The 15,391-nt window shown below is 61.0% G+C and carries 16 protein-coding genes; 8 read left to right on the forward strand and 8 right to left on the reverse strand.

Features of this window, described 5'->3' with window-relative positions; all coding sequences use genetic code 11:
- Positions 1-5: 5 nt before the first annotated feature.
- The 7 genes from thrC to coxB form a co-directional block, all read right to left on the reverse strand.
- Positions 6-1,394 carry a threonine synthase gene (gene thrC / locus BWR18_RS10545; protein ID WP_076628079.1) on the reverse strand — a complete coding sequence of 463 codons (1,389 nt, stop codon included), beginning with the start codon at positions 1,392-1,394 and terminating at the stop codon, positions 6-8.
- 13 nt (positions 1,395-1,407) lie between these two features.
- Entirely contained in the window at positions 1,408-2,082 is a 675-nt protein-coding gene (locus BWR18_RS10550; protein WP_076628081.1) for an SURF1 family protein, read from the reverse strand.
- A gap of 75 nt (positions 2,083-2,157) precedes the next feature.
- On the reverse strand, positions 2,158-3,015 hold the full coding sequence (locus tag BWR18_RS10555) for a cytochrome c oxidase subunit 3 (RefSeq protein WP_076628083.1): 858 nt from the start codon (positions 3,013-3,015) through the stop codon (positions 2,158-2,160).
- 10 nt (positions 3,016-3,025) lie between these two features.
- Positions 3,026-3,601 (reverse strand): cytochrome c oxidase assembly protein, encoded by a 576-nt coding sequence (locus tag BWR18_RS10560; protein ID WP_076630249.1) that lies wholly within the window; start codon positions 3,599-3,601, stop codon positions 3,026-3,028.
- Entirely contained in the window at positions 3,601-3,762 is a 162-nt protein-coding gene (locus BWR18_RS10565) for a cytochrome C oxidase assembly protein (RefSeq protein ID WP_076628085.1), read from the reverse strand. Before BWR18_RS10565 ends, BWR18_RS10560 begins: the two co-directional genes overlap by 1 nt.
- Positions 3,759-4,697, reverse strand: a complete 939-nt coding sequence (cyoE, locus tag BWR18_RS10570; RefSeq protein ID WP_076628086.1) for a heme o synthase — start codon at positions 4,695-4,697, stop codon at positions 3,759-3,761. Before cyoE ends, BWR18_RS10565 begins: the two co-directional genes overlap by 4 nt.
- Before the next feature lie 60 nt (positions 4,698-4,757).
- A complete protein-coding gene (gene coxB, locus BWR18_RS10575; protein WP_076630250.1) occupies positions 4,758-5,657 on the reverse strand; it encodes a cytochrome c oxidase subunit II in 900 nt (299 codons plus the stop codon).
- 186 nt (positions 5,658-5,843) lie between these two features.
- Here coxB and tldD point away from each other — a divergent pair, with 186 nt between their 5' ends.
- From tldD to topA, 3 genes are all read left to right on the forward strand, one after another.
- Positions 5,844-7,265, forward strand: coding sequence for a metalloprotease TldD (gene tldD, locus BWR18_RS10580; protein WP_076628088.1), 1,422 nt, complete (start codon positions 5,844-5,846; stop codon positions 7,263-7,265).
- 236 nt (positions 7,266-7,501) lie between these two features.
- Entirely contained in the window at positions 7,502-8,653 is a 1,152-nt protein-coding gene (dprA, locus tag BWR18_RS10585) for a DNA-processing protein DprA (RefSeq protein WP_076628090.1), read from the forward strand.
- Between the two features lie 97 nt (positions 8,654-8,750).
- Complete coding sequence (gene topA, locus BWR18_RS10590; RefSeq protein WP_076628092.1) at positions 8,751-11,324, forward strand: type I DNA topoisomerase; 2,574 nt, start codon at positions 8,751-8,753, stop codon at positions 11,322-11,324.
- Here the strand turns inward: topA and BWR18_RS10595 are convergent.
- On the reverse strand, positions 11,316-11,765 hold the full coding sequence (locus BWR18_RS10595; RefSeq protein ID WP_172839375.1) for a MarR family winged helix-turn-helix transcriptional regulator: 450 nt from the start codon (positions 11,763-11,765) through the stop codon (positions 11,316-11,318). The genes topA and BWR18_RS10595 overlap by 9 nt on opposite strands.
- 101 nt (positions 11,766-11,866) lie before the next feature.
- On the opposite strand from BWR18_RS10595, the gene BWR18_RS10600 reads away from it, so the two are divergent.
- From BWR18_RS10600 to BWR18_RS10620, 5 genes are all read left to right on the forward strand, one after another.
- Positions 11,867-12,490, forward strand: coding sequence for an SRPBCC family protein (locus BWR18_RS10600; RefSeq protein WP_076628095.1), 624 nt, complete (start codon positions 11,867-11,869; stop codon positions 12,488-12,490).
- Positions 12,491-12,686: 196 nt separating this feature from the next.
- The gene (locus BWR18_RS10605; RefSeq protein ID WP_076628097.1) at positions 12,687-13,382 is read left to right on the forward strand and encodes a CoA transferase subunit A; all 696 of its coding nucleotides are present in this window, start codon (positions 12,687-12,689) and stop codon (positions 13,380-13,382) included.
- 11 nt (positions 13,383-13,393) lie between these two features.
- Positions 13,394-14,422 (forward strand): PAS domain-containing protein, encoded by a 1,029-nt coding sequence (locus tag BWR18_RS10610; protein ID WP_076628099.1) that lies wholly within the window; start codon positions 13,394-13,396, stop codon positions 14,420-14,422.
- A gap of 9 nt (positions 14,423-14,431) precedes the next feature.
- Complete coding sequence (locus BWR18_RS10615; RefSeq protein ID WP_076628100.1) at positions 14,432-15,058, forward strand: 3-oxoacid CoA-transferase subunit B; 627 nt, start codon at positions 14,432-14,434, stop codon at positions 15,056-15,058.
- Positions 15,051-15,341 carry a GNAT family N-acetyltransferase gene (locus tag BWR18_RS10620; protein ID WP_076628102.1) on the forward strand — a complete coding sequence of 97 codons (291 nt, stop codon included), beginning with the start codon at positions 15,051-15,053 and terminating at the stop codon, positions 15,339-15,341. Before BWR18_RS10615 ends, BWR18_RS10620 begins: the two co-directional genes overlap by 8 nt.
- The last annotated feature ends 50 nt before the right edge of the window (positions 15,342-15,391 follow it).

A 15,391-nucleotide genomic window follows, 5' to 3' on the forward strand; every position in this document is an offset into this window, starting at 1 on the left:
GTTGGTCACTGCGCGCGGTGCGTCTGGATATGCGCCTTGAGCGCCTCAAGATCGTTCGGCACCCGCGTCAGCCGTTCCGCGCGTTCATACAGGTCTGCCATCCTGGGTGGAAGGGGGGGCGTGATGCCTGTTGCCGCCTCGACCGCGGCCGGGAACTTGGCGGGGTGGGCTGTGGCCAGCGTGATCATGGGGATGCCTGCCGCGCGTTCGATGTCTGCGACGTGAACGCCAACGGCGGAGTGCGGGCAAAGAAGCTCGCCGCTTGCCTTCAGCGAGGTGGTGATCTGCGCACTTGTCTCGTCTTCGGATACCCGGCCCGAAGCGTAATGGTCCTGCAGAACCTGCATAGCGCCCTGGCTGACCTCGAAACCGCCATGTTTCAACTCTTCCATCAGCTGCGCCACCGCCATGCCATCGCGGTCATAGGCGTCGAAAAGGGCACGCTCGAAATTGGAACTCACCTGAATGTCCATGGACGGGCTGATCGACGGGATTGTTTCGCCCTTGTGATAGCCTTGCCCGCTCAGGCAGCGGTGCAGGATGTCGTTCTGGTTGGTGGCCACGACCAGCTTGTCGATTTGCAGGCCCATCCGCTTGGCGATGTAGCCCGCAAAGATGTCGCCGAAATTGCCGGTGGGCACGGTGAAGCTGACCTTGCGCTGTGGTGCACCCACCGCCACGGCAGCTGAAAAGTAGTAAACGACCTGCGCCAGCACACGCGCCCAGTTGATCGAGTTCACGCCGGCAAGGGCCACACCGTCACGGAACTCGAAATCGTTGAACATGTCCTTGAGCCGGGCCTGGCAGTCGTCGAAGTCGCCCTCGACGGCCAGCGCATGCACGTTGCTTTCTGTCGGCGTGGTCATCTGGCGGCGCTGCACTTCGCTGACGCGACCATGGGGGTAGAGGATGAACACATCCACATTGTCGAGGCCGCGAAACGCCTCAATCGCGGCAGACCCGGTATCGCCGCTCGTTGCCCCGACGATGGTCACCCGCTGATTGCGGCGGCGAAGCGCGGTCTGGAACAGCTGCCCGATCAGCTGCATGGCGAAGTCCTTGAACGCCAGCGTGGGCCCATGAAACAGCTCAAGCAAAAAATGCCCCTGGTCCAGTTGTACAAGCGGTGCGCGGGCGGCATGGCCAAAACCCGCATAGGCGCGGTCGATGCAGGCGCGGAATTCATCATCCGTAAATGTGTCGCCCACAAAGGGGCGCATGACGGTATAGGCGATCTCTTCGTAGGGATGTCCCTCCATCTCGGCGATGGTCGCCTCATCCAGTGTTGGGATCGTTTCGGGGACATAGAGGCCGCCATCCCGGGCCAGTCCCGTCAGCATCGTGTCTTCGAAGGTCAGCGCGGGGGCTTGGCCACGGGTCGAGATGTAGCGCATCGTGTCGTCTTTCTCAGCGCGGGCTGCGGTTGGTGCGCAGCACGAAATAGGCAGTCATCAATACCCAGATCGCCGCCAGCGAAAACCAGGTGATTGCGTATTGCAGGTGATCGTTCGGAATGCCAGCGGTGTCTACAGGCCAGGGCGTCACGCCAAGGTCAATTTCCGGCGTCTCGCGCAGAACGATCAGGACCGGCTGGGTATCGAGCACATCGGCCATGGCAGGCACGTCGCGGGCAAACCAGAGATTCTTGTCGAGATCGGGGGCCGGCGTGAAACTGTCAGCTTCGTTCGGGGCGTCGAGGTTGCCTACAATTGTCAGTGGCGTGTCGGGTAAGCTTGGCACCGCCAACTCGTCCGGCAGCCAGCCGGTGTCGATCAGGACGGGTCCGAAACCATCCACGTCGAAGGGTCGGATGATGCGGTGGACGGCCCCTGTCGTCTTGCGCGATGCCAACATGCGGATGTGATCCGGGCCGAACGTACCCGTCACTTCAACCGGTGCATAGCGTTGGAACTGTGGATCCACAGCAGCAGAGAGCGACGTCGGAGCAGCGTCGATTTGCGCGTCAATGCGGGCCAAGAGGTCCTGCTTCCAGGAAAGCCTTTGCACCTGCCAGACGCCGAGGCCGATCAGGATACCGGCTCCCATGAGGCCGAAGGTCAGCAGAAAGAGTAAGCGACGCATGCGCGCGAGTGCCCTCTGAACATGTGAAAAGCGCGCGGAAACCGCGCGCTTTGATCTTGTTGCGTGTGACGCGGTTTAGTGGTCGAGGCCCGGCATCGTGCCGACGCCCCAAATGTACACGGCGAAGAACAGGAACAGCCACACCACATCGACGAAGTGCCAGTACCATGCGGCGGCCTCAAACCCAATGTGCTTTTCGGCGGTGAAGTGTCCTTTCATCGCCCGCAGCAGGCACACAAAAAGGAAGATGGTGCCGATGATCACGTGAACGCCGTGAAAGCCTGTTGCCATAAAGAAGTTCGAGAAGAACTTGTCACCGCCGAATTCCCAGCCCTGGTACAGCAGATAGGAATATTCATACGCCTGGAAGAAGGTGAACAAGAGCCCCAAAACCACTGCGATGGCCAGACCGTTCACCACGTCCTTGCGCGCGCCGCCATGCACCAGCGCGTGGTGCGCCCAGGTGACTGCACAGCCCGACAACAGCAGGATCAGCGTGTTGATCAGCGGCAGGTGGAACGCATCGACGTGGTATATTTCCGGCTGCAGGTACTCTGACCCGACATACTCGCTCATCGGGTACATGGCGTGCTTGAAGAACGACCAGAACCACGCGGCAAAGAACATCACTTCGGACATGATGAACAGGATGAAGCCATAGCGCAGACCGATCCGCACAACGGGCGTGTGATCGCCAATGCGGCTTTCGGCAACCACATCGGCCCACCAGCCAAACATGGTGTAAAGGACCGCAACAAAGCCGATCAGGAACAGCCAGGGCCCGCTCAATTCGATGGCTTTGAAGAAGATTGTCATGCCGCCCGACATCCAGGCAACAGCACCGAACAGCATGGTGAATGCGGCCAGCGCCGACAACAAGGGCCAGGTTGATGGCGCAAGAATGTGGTAGTCGTGATTTTTTGCGTGGGCCATTGTCCGTCCCTTAGTTCAGGTTTGTGTCTTCCGCCTGCTCCAGCGCGGCATAGCCGTCGGGCAGGTCGATTTGGTAAAAGGTGTAGCTCAGCGTGATCGTGTGCACGTATTTCGCATCGCGGTCCGTGACGATCTCGGGATCGACATAGAAGGTGACGGGCATCATCACCCGCTCGCCCGGCTGCAGCACCTGTTCTTCAAAGCAGAAGCAGTCGATCTTCGAAAAAAAGCCGCCTGCCTCGTAAGGGGCTACGTTGTAGCTGGCTGATCCGGCCACAGGCTTGTCCGTGGGGTTGTAGGCTTCGTAGAACGCGAGGCCGGTCTCACCGATGCGCAATTCCATCTCGCGCACTTCCGGCGTGAACTGCCACGGCATGTGCCGCTCGAGCGAGGCATCAAAGCGGACCTTGATCGTCTGATCCAGGATGTCTTCGTTCGCCACTTCGGACACGCCCGGCGTGCCGCCAAAGCCGGTGACGCGGCAGAACCAGTCGTAGAAAGGGACCGACGCCCAGGCGAGCCCGCCCATGACGAGAACCAGACCGACGGTTTGTGCCACTGTTTTCGTTGGACCTTCCAGACGCATCATTGTTGCTCCTCGATCCGGGGCAGCTCGAAGTCTCCGCCCGTGATTTTCACAAACGTGAGCGCAAGGATGAGGATGACAAACCCTGCCAGCATCAGCCCCACGCCCACATTGCGCCCTTTGCGGCGCTGGTGGATTTCATGTTCGGCGCGAATGCTCATGCCCAGATCCCCCAGGATGCGGGCAACATCGCCTCAACCAGGATCGCGCCGAAGTGCAGGAAAAGGTATAGAAGCGACAGCTTAAAGAACGCCTTTTCGACGCGGTAGCTGTCAGCCTCAGCCACAGCTTCATCCCGGCGCCAGATGTCGAACGCACCTTTAAGGAAAAGTGCGTTCAGGATGATTGCGGTCGTAAGATAGACGGGCCCGCCAATCGCCGTGAACGCCGTGCCAACGGCCAGACCGACGAGCAGGACGGTGTAGACCAGAATGTGCAAACGCGTTGCTTTGCGCCCGTGCGTCACTGTCAGCATGGGGACGCCCGCGTCATCGTAATCCGACTTCATAAACAGGGCCAGCGCCCAGAAATGCGGCGGCGTCCACATAAAGATCAGGGCGAACATCAACCATGCCTCAACCGACATGGACCCGGTTGCGATCACCCAGCCGATCACCGGCGGGAACGCACCGGCAGCGCCGCCGATCACGATGTTCTGCGGCGTCGAGCGTTTGAGCCACATCGAATAAACAACCGCGTAGAAGAAGATGGTGAATGCCAGCAGACCAGCCGCCAACAGGTTGGCGCTGAGCGCCAGCATCATCACGGACATGCCTGACAAGGCGACGCCAAGCACCTTGGCTTCGTCCGGTGTAACCTTGCCTGCGGGGATGGGCCGTTTCGACGTCCGCTTCATCACGGCGTCGATGTCAGCATCCCACCACATGTTCAGCGCACCGGATGCCCCGGCCCCAATTGCGACGAACAGGATGGACGCAAATGCTATGACCGGATGCACAGAAACGGGCGCCGCCAGCAAACCGACAAGCGCCGTGAAGACCACAAGCGACATAACACGCGGTTTCAGCAGCGCGAAATAATCGCCCAGGGACGCTTCGTCCTCGTAGCTTTGCGTCTGGTAGCTGATGTCGGTCATCACGTTCCCGTTGATCCTAAGACAAGGGCGGCGGGATAGCCCCGCCGCGCAAGCGCATTATCAGTTGGTCAGAACTTGCCGCACATCGACGTAGTCACCGCCCTCGCGGTTGGCGTCGAGCCACGCCTCGTAGGCGTCTTCGCTCACCACCTTGACCGCAATCGGCATGTAGGCGTGCGCGATACCACACAGTTCCGAACACTGGCCAAAGTAGATGCCTTCCTTTTCAGGCTGGAACCACAGTTCGGCCAGACGGCCTGGCACGGCGTCTTGCTTCACGCCAAAGGCCGGGATCGTCCACGAGTGGATCACATCTGCGCCCGTCACTTGCATCACGATGGTCTTGCCAACGGGCACAACAACCGCTGTGTCGGTCGCCAGCAGGAAATCCTGTTCGGAATAGCCAGCCTCTTGAAGATGCGCGCGCACCTCGTCGTTGATCGCGTAATTGTAGGGCATCTCGGAATCAAGCGGCTCGGTCGCCGGCGCGCCAATCATGTAACTGTCGAACGAGATGTCCTCATCCACATATTCATAGCCCCAGAACCACTGGTAGCCGGTGACCTTGATCGTCACGTCACCTTCGGGGATCTCTTGCTGGTGAAACAGCGTCGGAAGCGAGAACGCACCGATAAAGACCAGGATCACAATCGGAACAACGGTCCATGCAATTTCAACCGGGGTGTTGTGGGTAAAGCTGGCAGGCTCTGGGTTGCGCTTGCGATTGTAGCGCACGATGACCCAGGCCAGCAGGCCCGTCACGAACAACGTGATCAGGGTGATGATCACCAGGATCATGCCATCCAGCCATTGCAGGCGGCGGGCGATTTCCGTCGCAGCCGGTTGGAAGCCCATACCCCCGTCGACGGGGCGGCCAATCACCTCAAGCCCGTCCTGGGCCCAGGCCGGGGCGGCGGCAAGGGCGCTCAGCACACCCGAAATCGAGAAAAGCTTTTTCATCTGGTCGTCCTGATCTTGCGTGATCATCATGAGTGGGAAGAAAGGCCGCAATGCGCACTGCTTCCGCCTCCCGTTGTATTGTTGCCAGTTACAATCATATTCTGACTGCAAGATAAAGACGTAAGGGGCGCGTCAAACGGACGCTTGCCGTGGCGAAACGCCCCACTGCATACCGGAGTATACCAGATGAACGACGCCCCTTTCGCCCCGCTGGATCACGACATTGATCGCAGCGTGGCCCTGCAAATTTTGCGCGATGCGACAGCGGGGGCGGACGATGGCGAGTTGTTTCTGGAACGCCGCAGGTCCGAAGCGCTGGTCTATGATGACGGGCGCCTGAAAACCGCAAGCTATGATGCCGCACAGGGCTTCGGCCTGCGCGCAGTGCGGGGCGAAGTCGCGGGATATGCGCATTCCACCGAAATTTCAGAACAGGCACTGCGCCGCGCATCGGAGACCGCACGTCTGGCCGTGGGTGCGGGTGGAGGTACGCTCGCTGACGCGCCCCAACCGACGAACACGCAGCTTTACACCTCTGACGATCCCATTGCCGGGGCGAGCTTCCCGGTCAAACTCGAAACACTGAAAGAGATCGACGCATATCTGCGCGACCTTGATTCGCGGGTGGTGCAGGTGTCCGCCTCCCTTGCCGCCTCCATTCAGGAGGTCGAGATCCTGCGCCCCGAGGGCCATTCGGTGCGGGATGTGCGCCCCATGACGCGCCTGAACATCTCTGTCATCGTGGAACAGAACGGGCGGCGCGAAAGTGGCAGCGCCGGGGGCGGCGGGCGCGTCGGCCTTGATGGTTTGATTGACCGTGATGACTGGCAGGCCAAGGCACGCGAAGCGCTGCGCGTGGCCGTGGTGAACCTCGATGCCGTCCCTGCCCCAGCTGGCGTGATGGACGTGGTGCTTGGCCCCGGTTGGCCCGGTATCCTGCTGCACGAGGCCATCGGCCACGGGCTCGAGGGCGATTTCAACCGCAAGGGCAGCTCCGCCTTTGCCGGGCTGATGGGCGAGCGGATCGCGGCCCCGGGCGTGACCGTGCTGGACGACGGCACGATCCCGGATCGGCGCGGATCCATCACGGTGGATGACGAAGGCACGCCATCGGCCAAAAACACCCTGATCGAAGACGGCATTCTTGTCGGCTACATGCAGGACCGGCAGAACGCGCGCCTCATGGGTGTCAAGGCGACGGGCAACGGGCGACGCCAAAGCTATGCCCATGCCCCGATGCCGCGGATGACGAACACCTACATGCTGGGCGGTGATACTGCGCCAGATGACATCGTGGCCGATCTGAAGGACGGGATCTATGCGGTGGGATTCGGCGGCGGTCAGGTTGACATCACCAACGGCAAGTTCGTCTTTTCCTGTACCGAGGCCTACCGCGTCGAAAACGGCAAGGTGGGCGCGCCGGTGAAGGGTGCGACCCTGATCGGCGACGGCGCCACCGCGCTCAAGCAGATCCGCGCCATCGGCAACGACATGGCCCTGGATCCGGGCATGGGAAATTGCGGCAAGGCCGGTCAGTGGGTGCCGGTTGGCGTCGGTCAGCCGACGCTGATGATCGGTGGGCTGACGGTTGGAGGGTCTGCGGCCTGAGTCGTTTCCGAATTCAGATATGTCAAATAACACAGTGATTTGGCCGCCCCCTCGCCATTTTCGGGGAGGGCGAGGCGACCATATTGTTCCACATCTGTTCCAATCAAAGGTTTTCTGGAAAATTTTTCCAAGTCAAATCAACCCCTAGGCGAGCAAGCTGCAATCCGGGCCCGCCTGTTCATGCGTTGTTAACCTTGTCGAATCTACAACAATACCAGCAACGGACGGAGCCACGGATGACTGAAAAGGATACCCATCCTTCTTCCACTCACCCCCCACTCCCACCCACCTCGGAAGACGACCAGTTCACGCGTCTCCGTCTGTTGCGCTCACGCCGGGTCGGCATTGCAACGTATAAACGACTGCTGATTGAACACGGCACCGCGCAAAATGCGCTGGCCGCGCTGCCTCAGGTAGCGCGCGCCGCCGGCGTTGAGAATTACAAACCATGTCCCGAGGGCGTCATTCATGCCGAGCTGGCCGCCGGTCGCGCACTCGGCGCTCGCCTGATTGCGCAGGGCGATAATCTGTATCCTGCGCCGCTGAACGAGATGTCCGATGCGCCGCCATTTCTATGGGTGCTCGGCAACACTGATTTGCTTCAACGCCCCATGATCGCGCTGGTCGGCGCGCGCAATGCCTCATCCCTCGGGACGCGCATGGCCCGTGCGCTGGCCCGAGACCTTGGCGCCGAAGGATATGTCGTTGTCTCCGGACTGGCGCGCGGCGTGGACGCCGCCGCGCATCTTGCGTCACTCGATAGTGGCACGGTCGCAGTGCAGGCGGGCGGCGTCGACACCATCTACCCGGCAGAAAACGCCAAGCTGGCCGAGGACATCGCGGCGCGCGGCGCGCGGATCAGTGAGCAGCCGTTGGGCCTGCAGCCGATGGCGCGACACTTTCCGGCACGCAACCGCATCATCTCGGGTCTCTCCGGCGCCACCATCGTGGTCGAGGCTGCTGCAAAATCGGGCAGCCTGATCACCGCACGGGACGCCCTTGATCTGGGCCGCGACGTGCTGGCGGTCCCTGGCCACCCGATGGACGCGCGGGCATCGGGGTGCAACATGCTGATCCGGGACGGCGCGACACTGATCCGCGACGCAGCCGACGTGATCGAAGCGCTGACGCCGATCGTGCCAAGGCCAGCGCCCGAATTGCCACTCGATGTGCCGGAACAGCTGCCCAAAGACCGCAGGAGCCTCCAGGAAACCGCAGCGCTGCACCAACAAATCCTGTCCCGTCTCGGCCCGTCTCCGGTCGCGGAGGATCAGTTGATCCGGGATATTGGCGCGCCTACGGCGACTGTCGCTCCTGCCCTTGTCGAACTGGAACTCGACGGCAGCATTGACCGCGCGCCCGGCGGCCTTCTGACCCGCGCCAGTTGATCGCACTCAGAGTGCGCTTGTTGACATTCCGCCCTTGCACCCCACATGTTGCGCCGCCATAGAGCAGCAAATTTTCAGGTCCGAGGTCACTCCGTTAATGCCCGTCGTCGTTGTCGAATCCCCAGCCAAAGCCAAGACGATCAATAAATATCTCGGCAGCGACTACACCGTTCTGGCCAGCTACGGCCACGTGCGCGACCTGCCGCCCAAGGACGGATCCGTCGATCCGGATAACGAATTTGATATGCTGTGGGAGGTCGCCTCTGACAGCAAGAAACACGTCAAGGCCATCGCCGACGCACTGAAAGACGACAATGCGCTGATCCTCGCCACTGACCCCGATCGCGAGGGCGAAGCCATCAGTTGGCACCTGCAAGAGGCGTTGACCAAGCGAAAGTCGATCAAGAAGGACACGGACGTCAAGCGCGTCACCTTCAATGCCATCACCAAGGCGGCTGTAACCGAGGCGATGAAGAACGCGCGCCAGGTCGACATGCCTCTGGTCGAGGCGTATCTGGCGCGCCGTGCGCTCGACTACCTGGTGGGTTTCAACCTGTCGCCCGTTCTGTGGCGTAAATTGCCCGGTGCAAAATCGGCAGGCCGGGTCCAATCCGTGTGCCTGCGCCTGATCACTGAACGCGAGATGGAGATCGAGGCCTTCCGCGCCCGCGAATACTGGTCCGTCAAGGCCGTGCTCGCGTCCCCGCGGGGACAGGAATACGAGGCGCGGCTCGTCAGTCTCGCGGGCAAGAAGCTCGAGAAATACGACCTGGAAAACCAGACCGCCGCCGAAATGGCCCAGCAGGCCATCACCAGCCGCGATCTGAAGATCCAGTCGGTCGAGGCGAAACCCGCCTCCCGCAACCCCTCTGCCCCGTTCATGACTTCGACCCTGCAACAGGAGGCCAGCCGCAAGTTCGGGATGGGTGCCCGTCAGTGCATGTCGTCGGCCCAGCGGCTCTATGAGGCGGGCCACATCACTTATATGCGGACCGACGGCATCGACATGGCGCCGGAGGCGGTTCAAAACGCCCGCGACGCGATCAAAGATCGCTATGGCGCCGACTATGTGCCGTCGAGCCCGCGCATGTACAAAAACAAGGCCAAGAACGCGCAAGAGGCACACGAGTGCATCCGCCCCACGGACATGGCCAAGGATGCCGCGAGCCTCAAGATCTCGGATGATGACCAGCGCAAGCTTTATGACCTGATCTGGAAGCGGACCCTTGCCTGCCAGATGGAAGGCGCGCGGCTCGAACGCACCACGGTCGAGATTGGCAGCGATGACGGACAGGTCGGCCTGCGTGCGACCGGCCAGGTGGTGCTGTTTGACGGGTTCCTGCGCGTCTATGAGGAAGGGCGCGACGACGATGTGGTCGATGACGACGACAAGCGCCTGCCGCAACTGAGCGAGGGCGAGCCTGCGGACAAGCGGTCGGTCACGCCAGAACAGCATTTCACCCAGCCCCCGCCCCGCTATACGGAGGCGACACTGGTCAAGCGCATGGAAGAGTTGGGCATCGGCCGCCCCTCGACCTATGCCAGTATCGTCACGACGATCCAGGACCGCGAATACGTGCGCAAGGACCGCAACCGTCTGATCCCCGAGGACAAGGGGCGGCTCGTCATTGCATTCCTCGAGAATTATTTCCGTAAATATGTGGGCTACAACTTCACTGCGGGCCTTGAGGAAGAGCTGGACGACGTCAGCGCGGGCGACCGCAATTACAAGGACGTGCTCGGCCGCTTCTGGCAGGATTTCAGCGCTGCGATTGCAGAAACCTCCGAATTGCGCATCACCGAGGTGCTGGAAAAGATCAACGAGGTGCTGGAGCCGCACCTGTTCCCGCCGCTTGAAGACGGGGGCGATCCGCGCCTGTGTCCAAATTGCGGGGTCGGCCGCCTGTCCATGCGCACGGCCCGGTCCGGTGGCGCGTTCATTGGCTGCTCGAACTACCCCGAATGCCGCTACACCCGCCCCTTCGGTCCGCCGGATCCAGAGGCGGAGGCCAGTGCCATTCCGCCCGAAGGCAAGCTGCTGGGCGAGGATCAGGGCGACGAGATCCGGGTGTTCAAGGGTCGCTTTGGCCCCTACGTCCAGCGCGGGGAAGTGACCGAAGAAAACAAGAAGCCGCCCCGCCAGTCGATCCCCAAGGATTGGGTGCCCGAAGACCTGGAACTTGACCGCGCCGTCATGCTGTTGTCCCTGCCCCGCGAAATCGGGCCACATCCCGAAGATGGCGTGATGGTCTGGGCGAATATCGGGCGCTACGGCCCCTATCTGAAACACGCCGAAAGCACCTCGGATCGCGGAGGCACCAATGCCAACCTCGAGGGCATCGACGAGGTGTGGACCGTCGGGATGAACCGCGCCGTGCAATTGCTGGCCGAAAAGGTCGCCAGTCGGGGTGGGCGCGGTGCTGCGGCCAAACCGCTGCACGAACTCGGCGAACACCCGGACGAAGGCGGCCCCGTCAATGTCATGAAGGGCAAGTACGGCCCCTATGTAAAGTGGGGTAAGGTGAATGCGACCATTCCAAAGGGGACGGAACCTCAGGATGTCTCCATGGAGATGGCTGTACAGTTGATTGCCGAAAAGGCGCCGAAAAAGAAAACGGCGCGCAAGACCGCCGCCCCGAAAAAAACGGCAGCCAAGAAAAAGTCAGCCTGACTTCTGTTCAAGCTCGGCGACCCGCCGGACGACCTGCCCCAGGATATCGAGCAGACGATTCTGGTCTTCATCGTCCAGGGCAGACAGAAACAAATTCATGTTGCGCAGGTCCTGGCGGTGTATCGCTTCGGCGATTTCGCGACCTTCGTCGGTCAGGCTCAGATCAAAGGCCCGACGGTCGTCTGCGCTTTGGGCGCGGATGATCAAACCGCGTTTGATCAGGCGGGACACGACGCTGCTTATGGTCGTGGGAGCAATGCCCAAGGCATCCGCGATGGCCGTGGCGCGCACCGGCGCCCCTTGGCGCAGCATGCCGAGTGTATGAAAATCCAACGCATTGAAGCGAATGACGTGTTGATGCTGGGGCTGCGTGCGTTCGCTGACAAGCATGACACGCATCAGCGTCCGCACGTGTTCCAACAGTTCGGAGTCTTTGGCCATGTCGGTTTTGTCTCCAAAACCACTTGAATCCACAAGGGCACAATCCATTTAGTACGATATTCGCATCTTTTACTGCGAGAATCGTATAATGGAGATCTGTCATGTCCTCACGTCACGCCTTTGCCCTTGCCCTGATCACCCTGCCGTTCGCCACGGGTTCCGTCGCGGGCAGTATCGCGCCCTTGAACATGCCCAACCTTACCTTTGCAGAAGACATCGCGGACGTCCCGCCGCCCCCCGGATTGGCGCGCGACACCAAGTACCTGACCAATACCGAAACAGCGACCTTCACAGGGACGGTGGGTCAGGTGCGCGCCTTCATGGATCAAAACCCGATCACCGACTTCGTCACCCCAACCGAAGCCATCCCGGCCATTGAAGGCATTCAGGTGCTGTCCGGCACCTGGCCGGAACCGGGCGCCGTCCGCCGCGTCGATCTGGCGGGCGGTCACAGTGTGCACGAACGGGTTCTGACCAACACTCCGACCGCTTTCACCTATCAGATTTGGGACATAACCGCGCCTGCGGGCAGGGTGGTGGACCACATCAAGGGCGAGTTCACCTTTGAGCAGCGGGGCGACACGGTTCACGTAACGTGGGATTACAACATCAAGCCGAATATTTTTGTCGCCCGTCCGGCCATCAACCGGTATCTGCGCGACGATTTCGGCCCTTTCATGCGTGCAGGATTGAATGGCACGGCGAACGCCTACGCAGAACGCTAAGAGGCCCAAACCTTCGGGGCATTTCCTTGGCGTGGAATGCCCTTTTTATGAAATATCTCACACCCCAAGGGTCACGCACGCAGATGAGGCGTAGTATACCGCTGCCATCGCTGACCAAGTTGACTTTGAACGTGCATACATTCACATACTAACGCATACAGTGAATGCTCTGCCACCGGGCCTGTTGGGGAAATAGATGAAGAAGATATACGGCTCTGCCACCGAAGCGCTGGATGGGCTCTTGTTTGACGGCATGTTCATCGCAGCGGGCGGGTTCGGTCTGTGCGGTATTCCCGAACTTCTGCTCGACGCGATCAAGGATGCCGGGACAAAGGATCTGACCTTTGCCTCGAACAACGCAGGCGTCGATGATTTCGGGATCGGCATCCTGCTGCAGACCCGCCAGGTCAGGAAAATGATCTCGTCCTATGTGGGCGAGAATGCCGAATTCATGCGCCAGTACCTGTCGGGCGAACTGGAACTTGAGTTTAATCCCCAAGGCACCTTGGCTGAACGGATGCGCGCGGGTGGCTGCGGCATCCCCGGCTTCTATACCAAGACCGGCGTCGGCACGGTGATTGCCGAGGGCAAGGAACACAAGGATTTCAACGGCGAAACCTACATCATGGAAGAGGGCATCTTTGCCGATCTGTCCATCGTCAAGGCGTGGAAAGCGGATGCAACGGGCAACCTCGTCTTCCGCAAGACCGCCCGCAACTTCAACCCGCCCGCTGCGATGTGCGGCAAGGTCTGTATCGCCGAGGTCGAGGAAATCGTCCCGACAGGCAGCCTGGACCCCGACCACATCCACCTGCCGGGCATCTACGTCCACCGCCTGATCCAGGGCGAACACGAAAAGCGCATCGAACAACGGACAACGCGCGCCGCGTAAGGAGCCAGGCCATGCCTGACACCATCGAAGAACTGCTGGAAGACGACAAATCCTTTGAGGGGTTCACCCGGGCACAGGTGTCCATGGTGGTGACCAATCCTCATCTCGAGGACAATCCGATCGTGTACGTCAATCAGGCGTTTACACGGTCCACCGGCTATGCGCGATCCGCCTCGATCGGGCGGAATTGCCGGTTCCTGCAGGGCGACGACACGCGCAAGGCGGACGTGGACAAGCTGCGCGCAGGCATCGAAGCCGAAGAAAGCGTAACGGTCGACATCCTGAACTACCGCGCCAACGGCGAGCCGTTCATGAACCGCCTGATCGTGGCGCCCGTCCAGGACAACCGGGGCAAGACGCAGTTTTTCATCGGAATCCAGAAGGAACTGCGCGGCAACGAAATGTCGACCAGCGCCGAAGAGATCAACGCCCAGCTGATCGAGATCCAGAACCGGGTCGCCTCCGACCTGTCGATGATCATCGGTATGATCCGTCAGCAATCCGGCAGCACGTCGGTCCCAGAGGACTTTGCCGCCCTCTCGCGCCGGATCGAAACACTGCAACTTCTCTACGAAGAGATGAAGCTGAGCGATCAGCAATCCAACCGCGACAGCATTCAGATGGGCAGCTACCTGTCCCGCTTGGCCGCCGCCATTGCACATATCGAAGGACGCTCGGGCATCCGCGTGACCTTGCAGATCGAATCCCTCGAAGTGCCGATCGAGACGGCAACCCGGGTCGGCCTTGTCCTGTCCGAATTGCTCACCAACGCCTTCCAGCACGCCTTTGACCGGATCGACATGGGCCTGGTCGAAGTGCGAATGAGCCGGCTGAGCGCGGGCGGCCTGCGCCTGATCGTGGCCGATGACGGCGTGGGCATTCCCGCCGACATGGAATGGCCCGACAGCAAGACCGTGGGCGGTCGCATCGTGTCCGGCCTGATCGAAGGGCTGGAAGGCACACTGCATCTCGGCCGCGGTGCCGCGGGAAGTTTTATCACCATCGACGTGCCAGCAGGCGCGGCACTCACCGACGAATAAGGACGACTGATGCCCTGGGATCGCAACCAAATGGCGGCGCGTGCCGCGCAGGAATTGGAAGACGGCTGGTATGTGAACCTCGGGATCGGGATTCCGACGCTGGTGTCCAACTACATCCCCGACGGGATCGAGGTGACCCTGCAATCCGAAAACGGCATGCTGGGCATGGGCCCTTTCCCGATTGAGGGCGAAGAAGACGCCGACCTGATCAACGCGGGCAAGCAGACCATCACCGAACTGCCCCAAACCGCGTATTTCGACAGCGCGCAGAGCTTCGGCATGATCCGTGGCGGCAAGATCGCCATGGCGATCCTGGGGGCGATGGAAGTCGCTGAAAACGGTGATCTGGCCAACTGGATGATCCCGGGCAAGCTGGTCAAGGGGATGGGCGGTGCCATGGACCTCGTCGCGGGTGTCGGCCGCGTCGTGGTGGTCATGGACCACACCAACAAGCACGGCGACAGCAAGGTGCTCAAGGAATGCACCCTGCCCCTGACGGGCAAGGGCGTCGTAGACCGCATCATCACGAACCTTGGCGTGCTTGACGTAGTCGATGGCGGTCTCAAGATCGTCGAGGTGGCCGATGGCGTGACCGAGGACGAGCTGCGCGGCGCTACGCAAGCCACACTTGTCTAAGGTCGACATCCGTCGCGAAGAAAGCGGTTCAAAGGGTCGCTATGTCCTGACGCGTGATGGGGCAGAGGCAGAACTGACCTATTCGATCCTGTCGCCGCAGACGCGCATCGCAGATCACACAGGCGTGCCGGATGCGATGCGGGGCACGGGCGCGGGCCAGGCGCTCGTGAAACGCCTGGTCGAAGACGCACGTGCCGAAGGATGGAAGATCGTGCCGCTCTGCCCCTTCGTCAATGCGCAACGCGCAATGCACCCCGACTGGGCCGACGCATTCAACGTGTGACACCGCGCCGTCTTCTGACACAGAAAACGGACCGGCATTTTTGTTAAATT

This window comes from Tateyamaria omphalii, from assembly GCF_001969365.1.
GTDB lineage: Bacteria > Pseudomonadota > Alphaproteobacteria > Rhodobacterales > Rhodobacteraceae > Tateyamaria > Tateyamaria omphalii_A.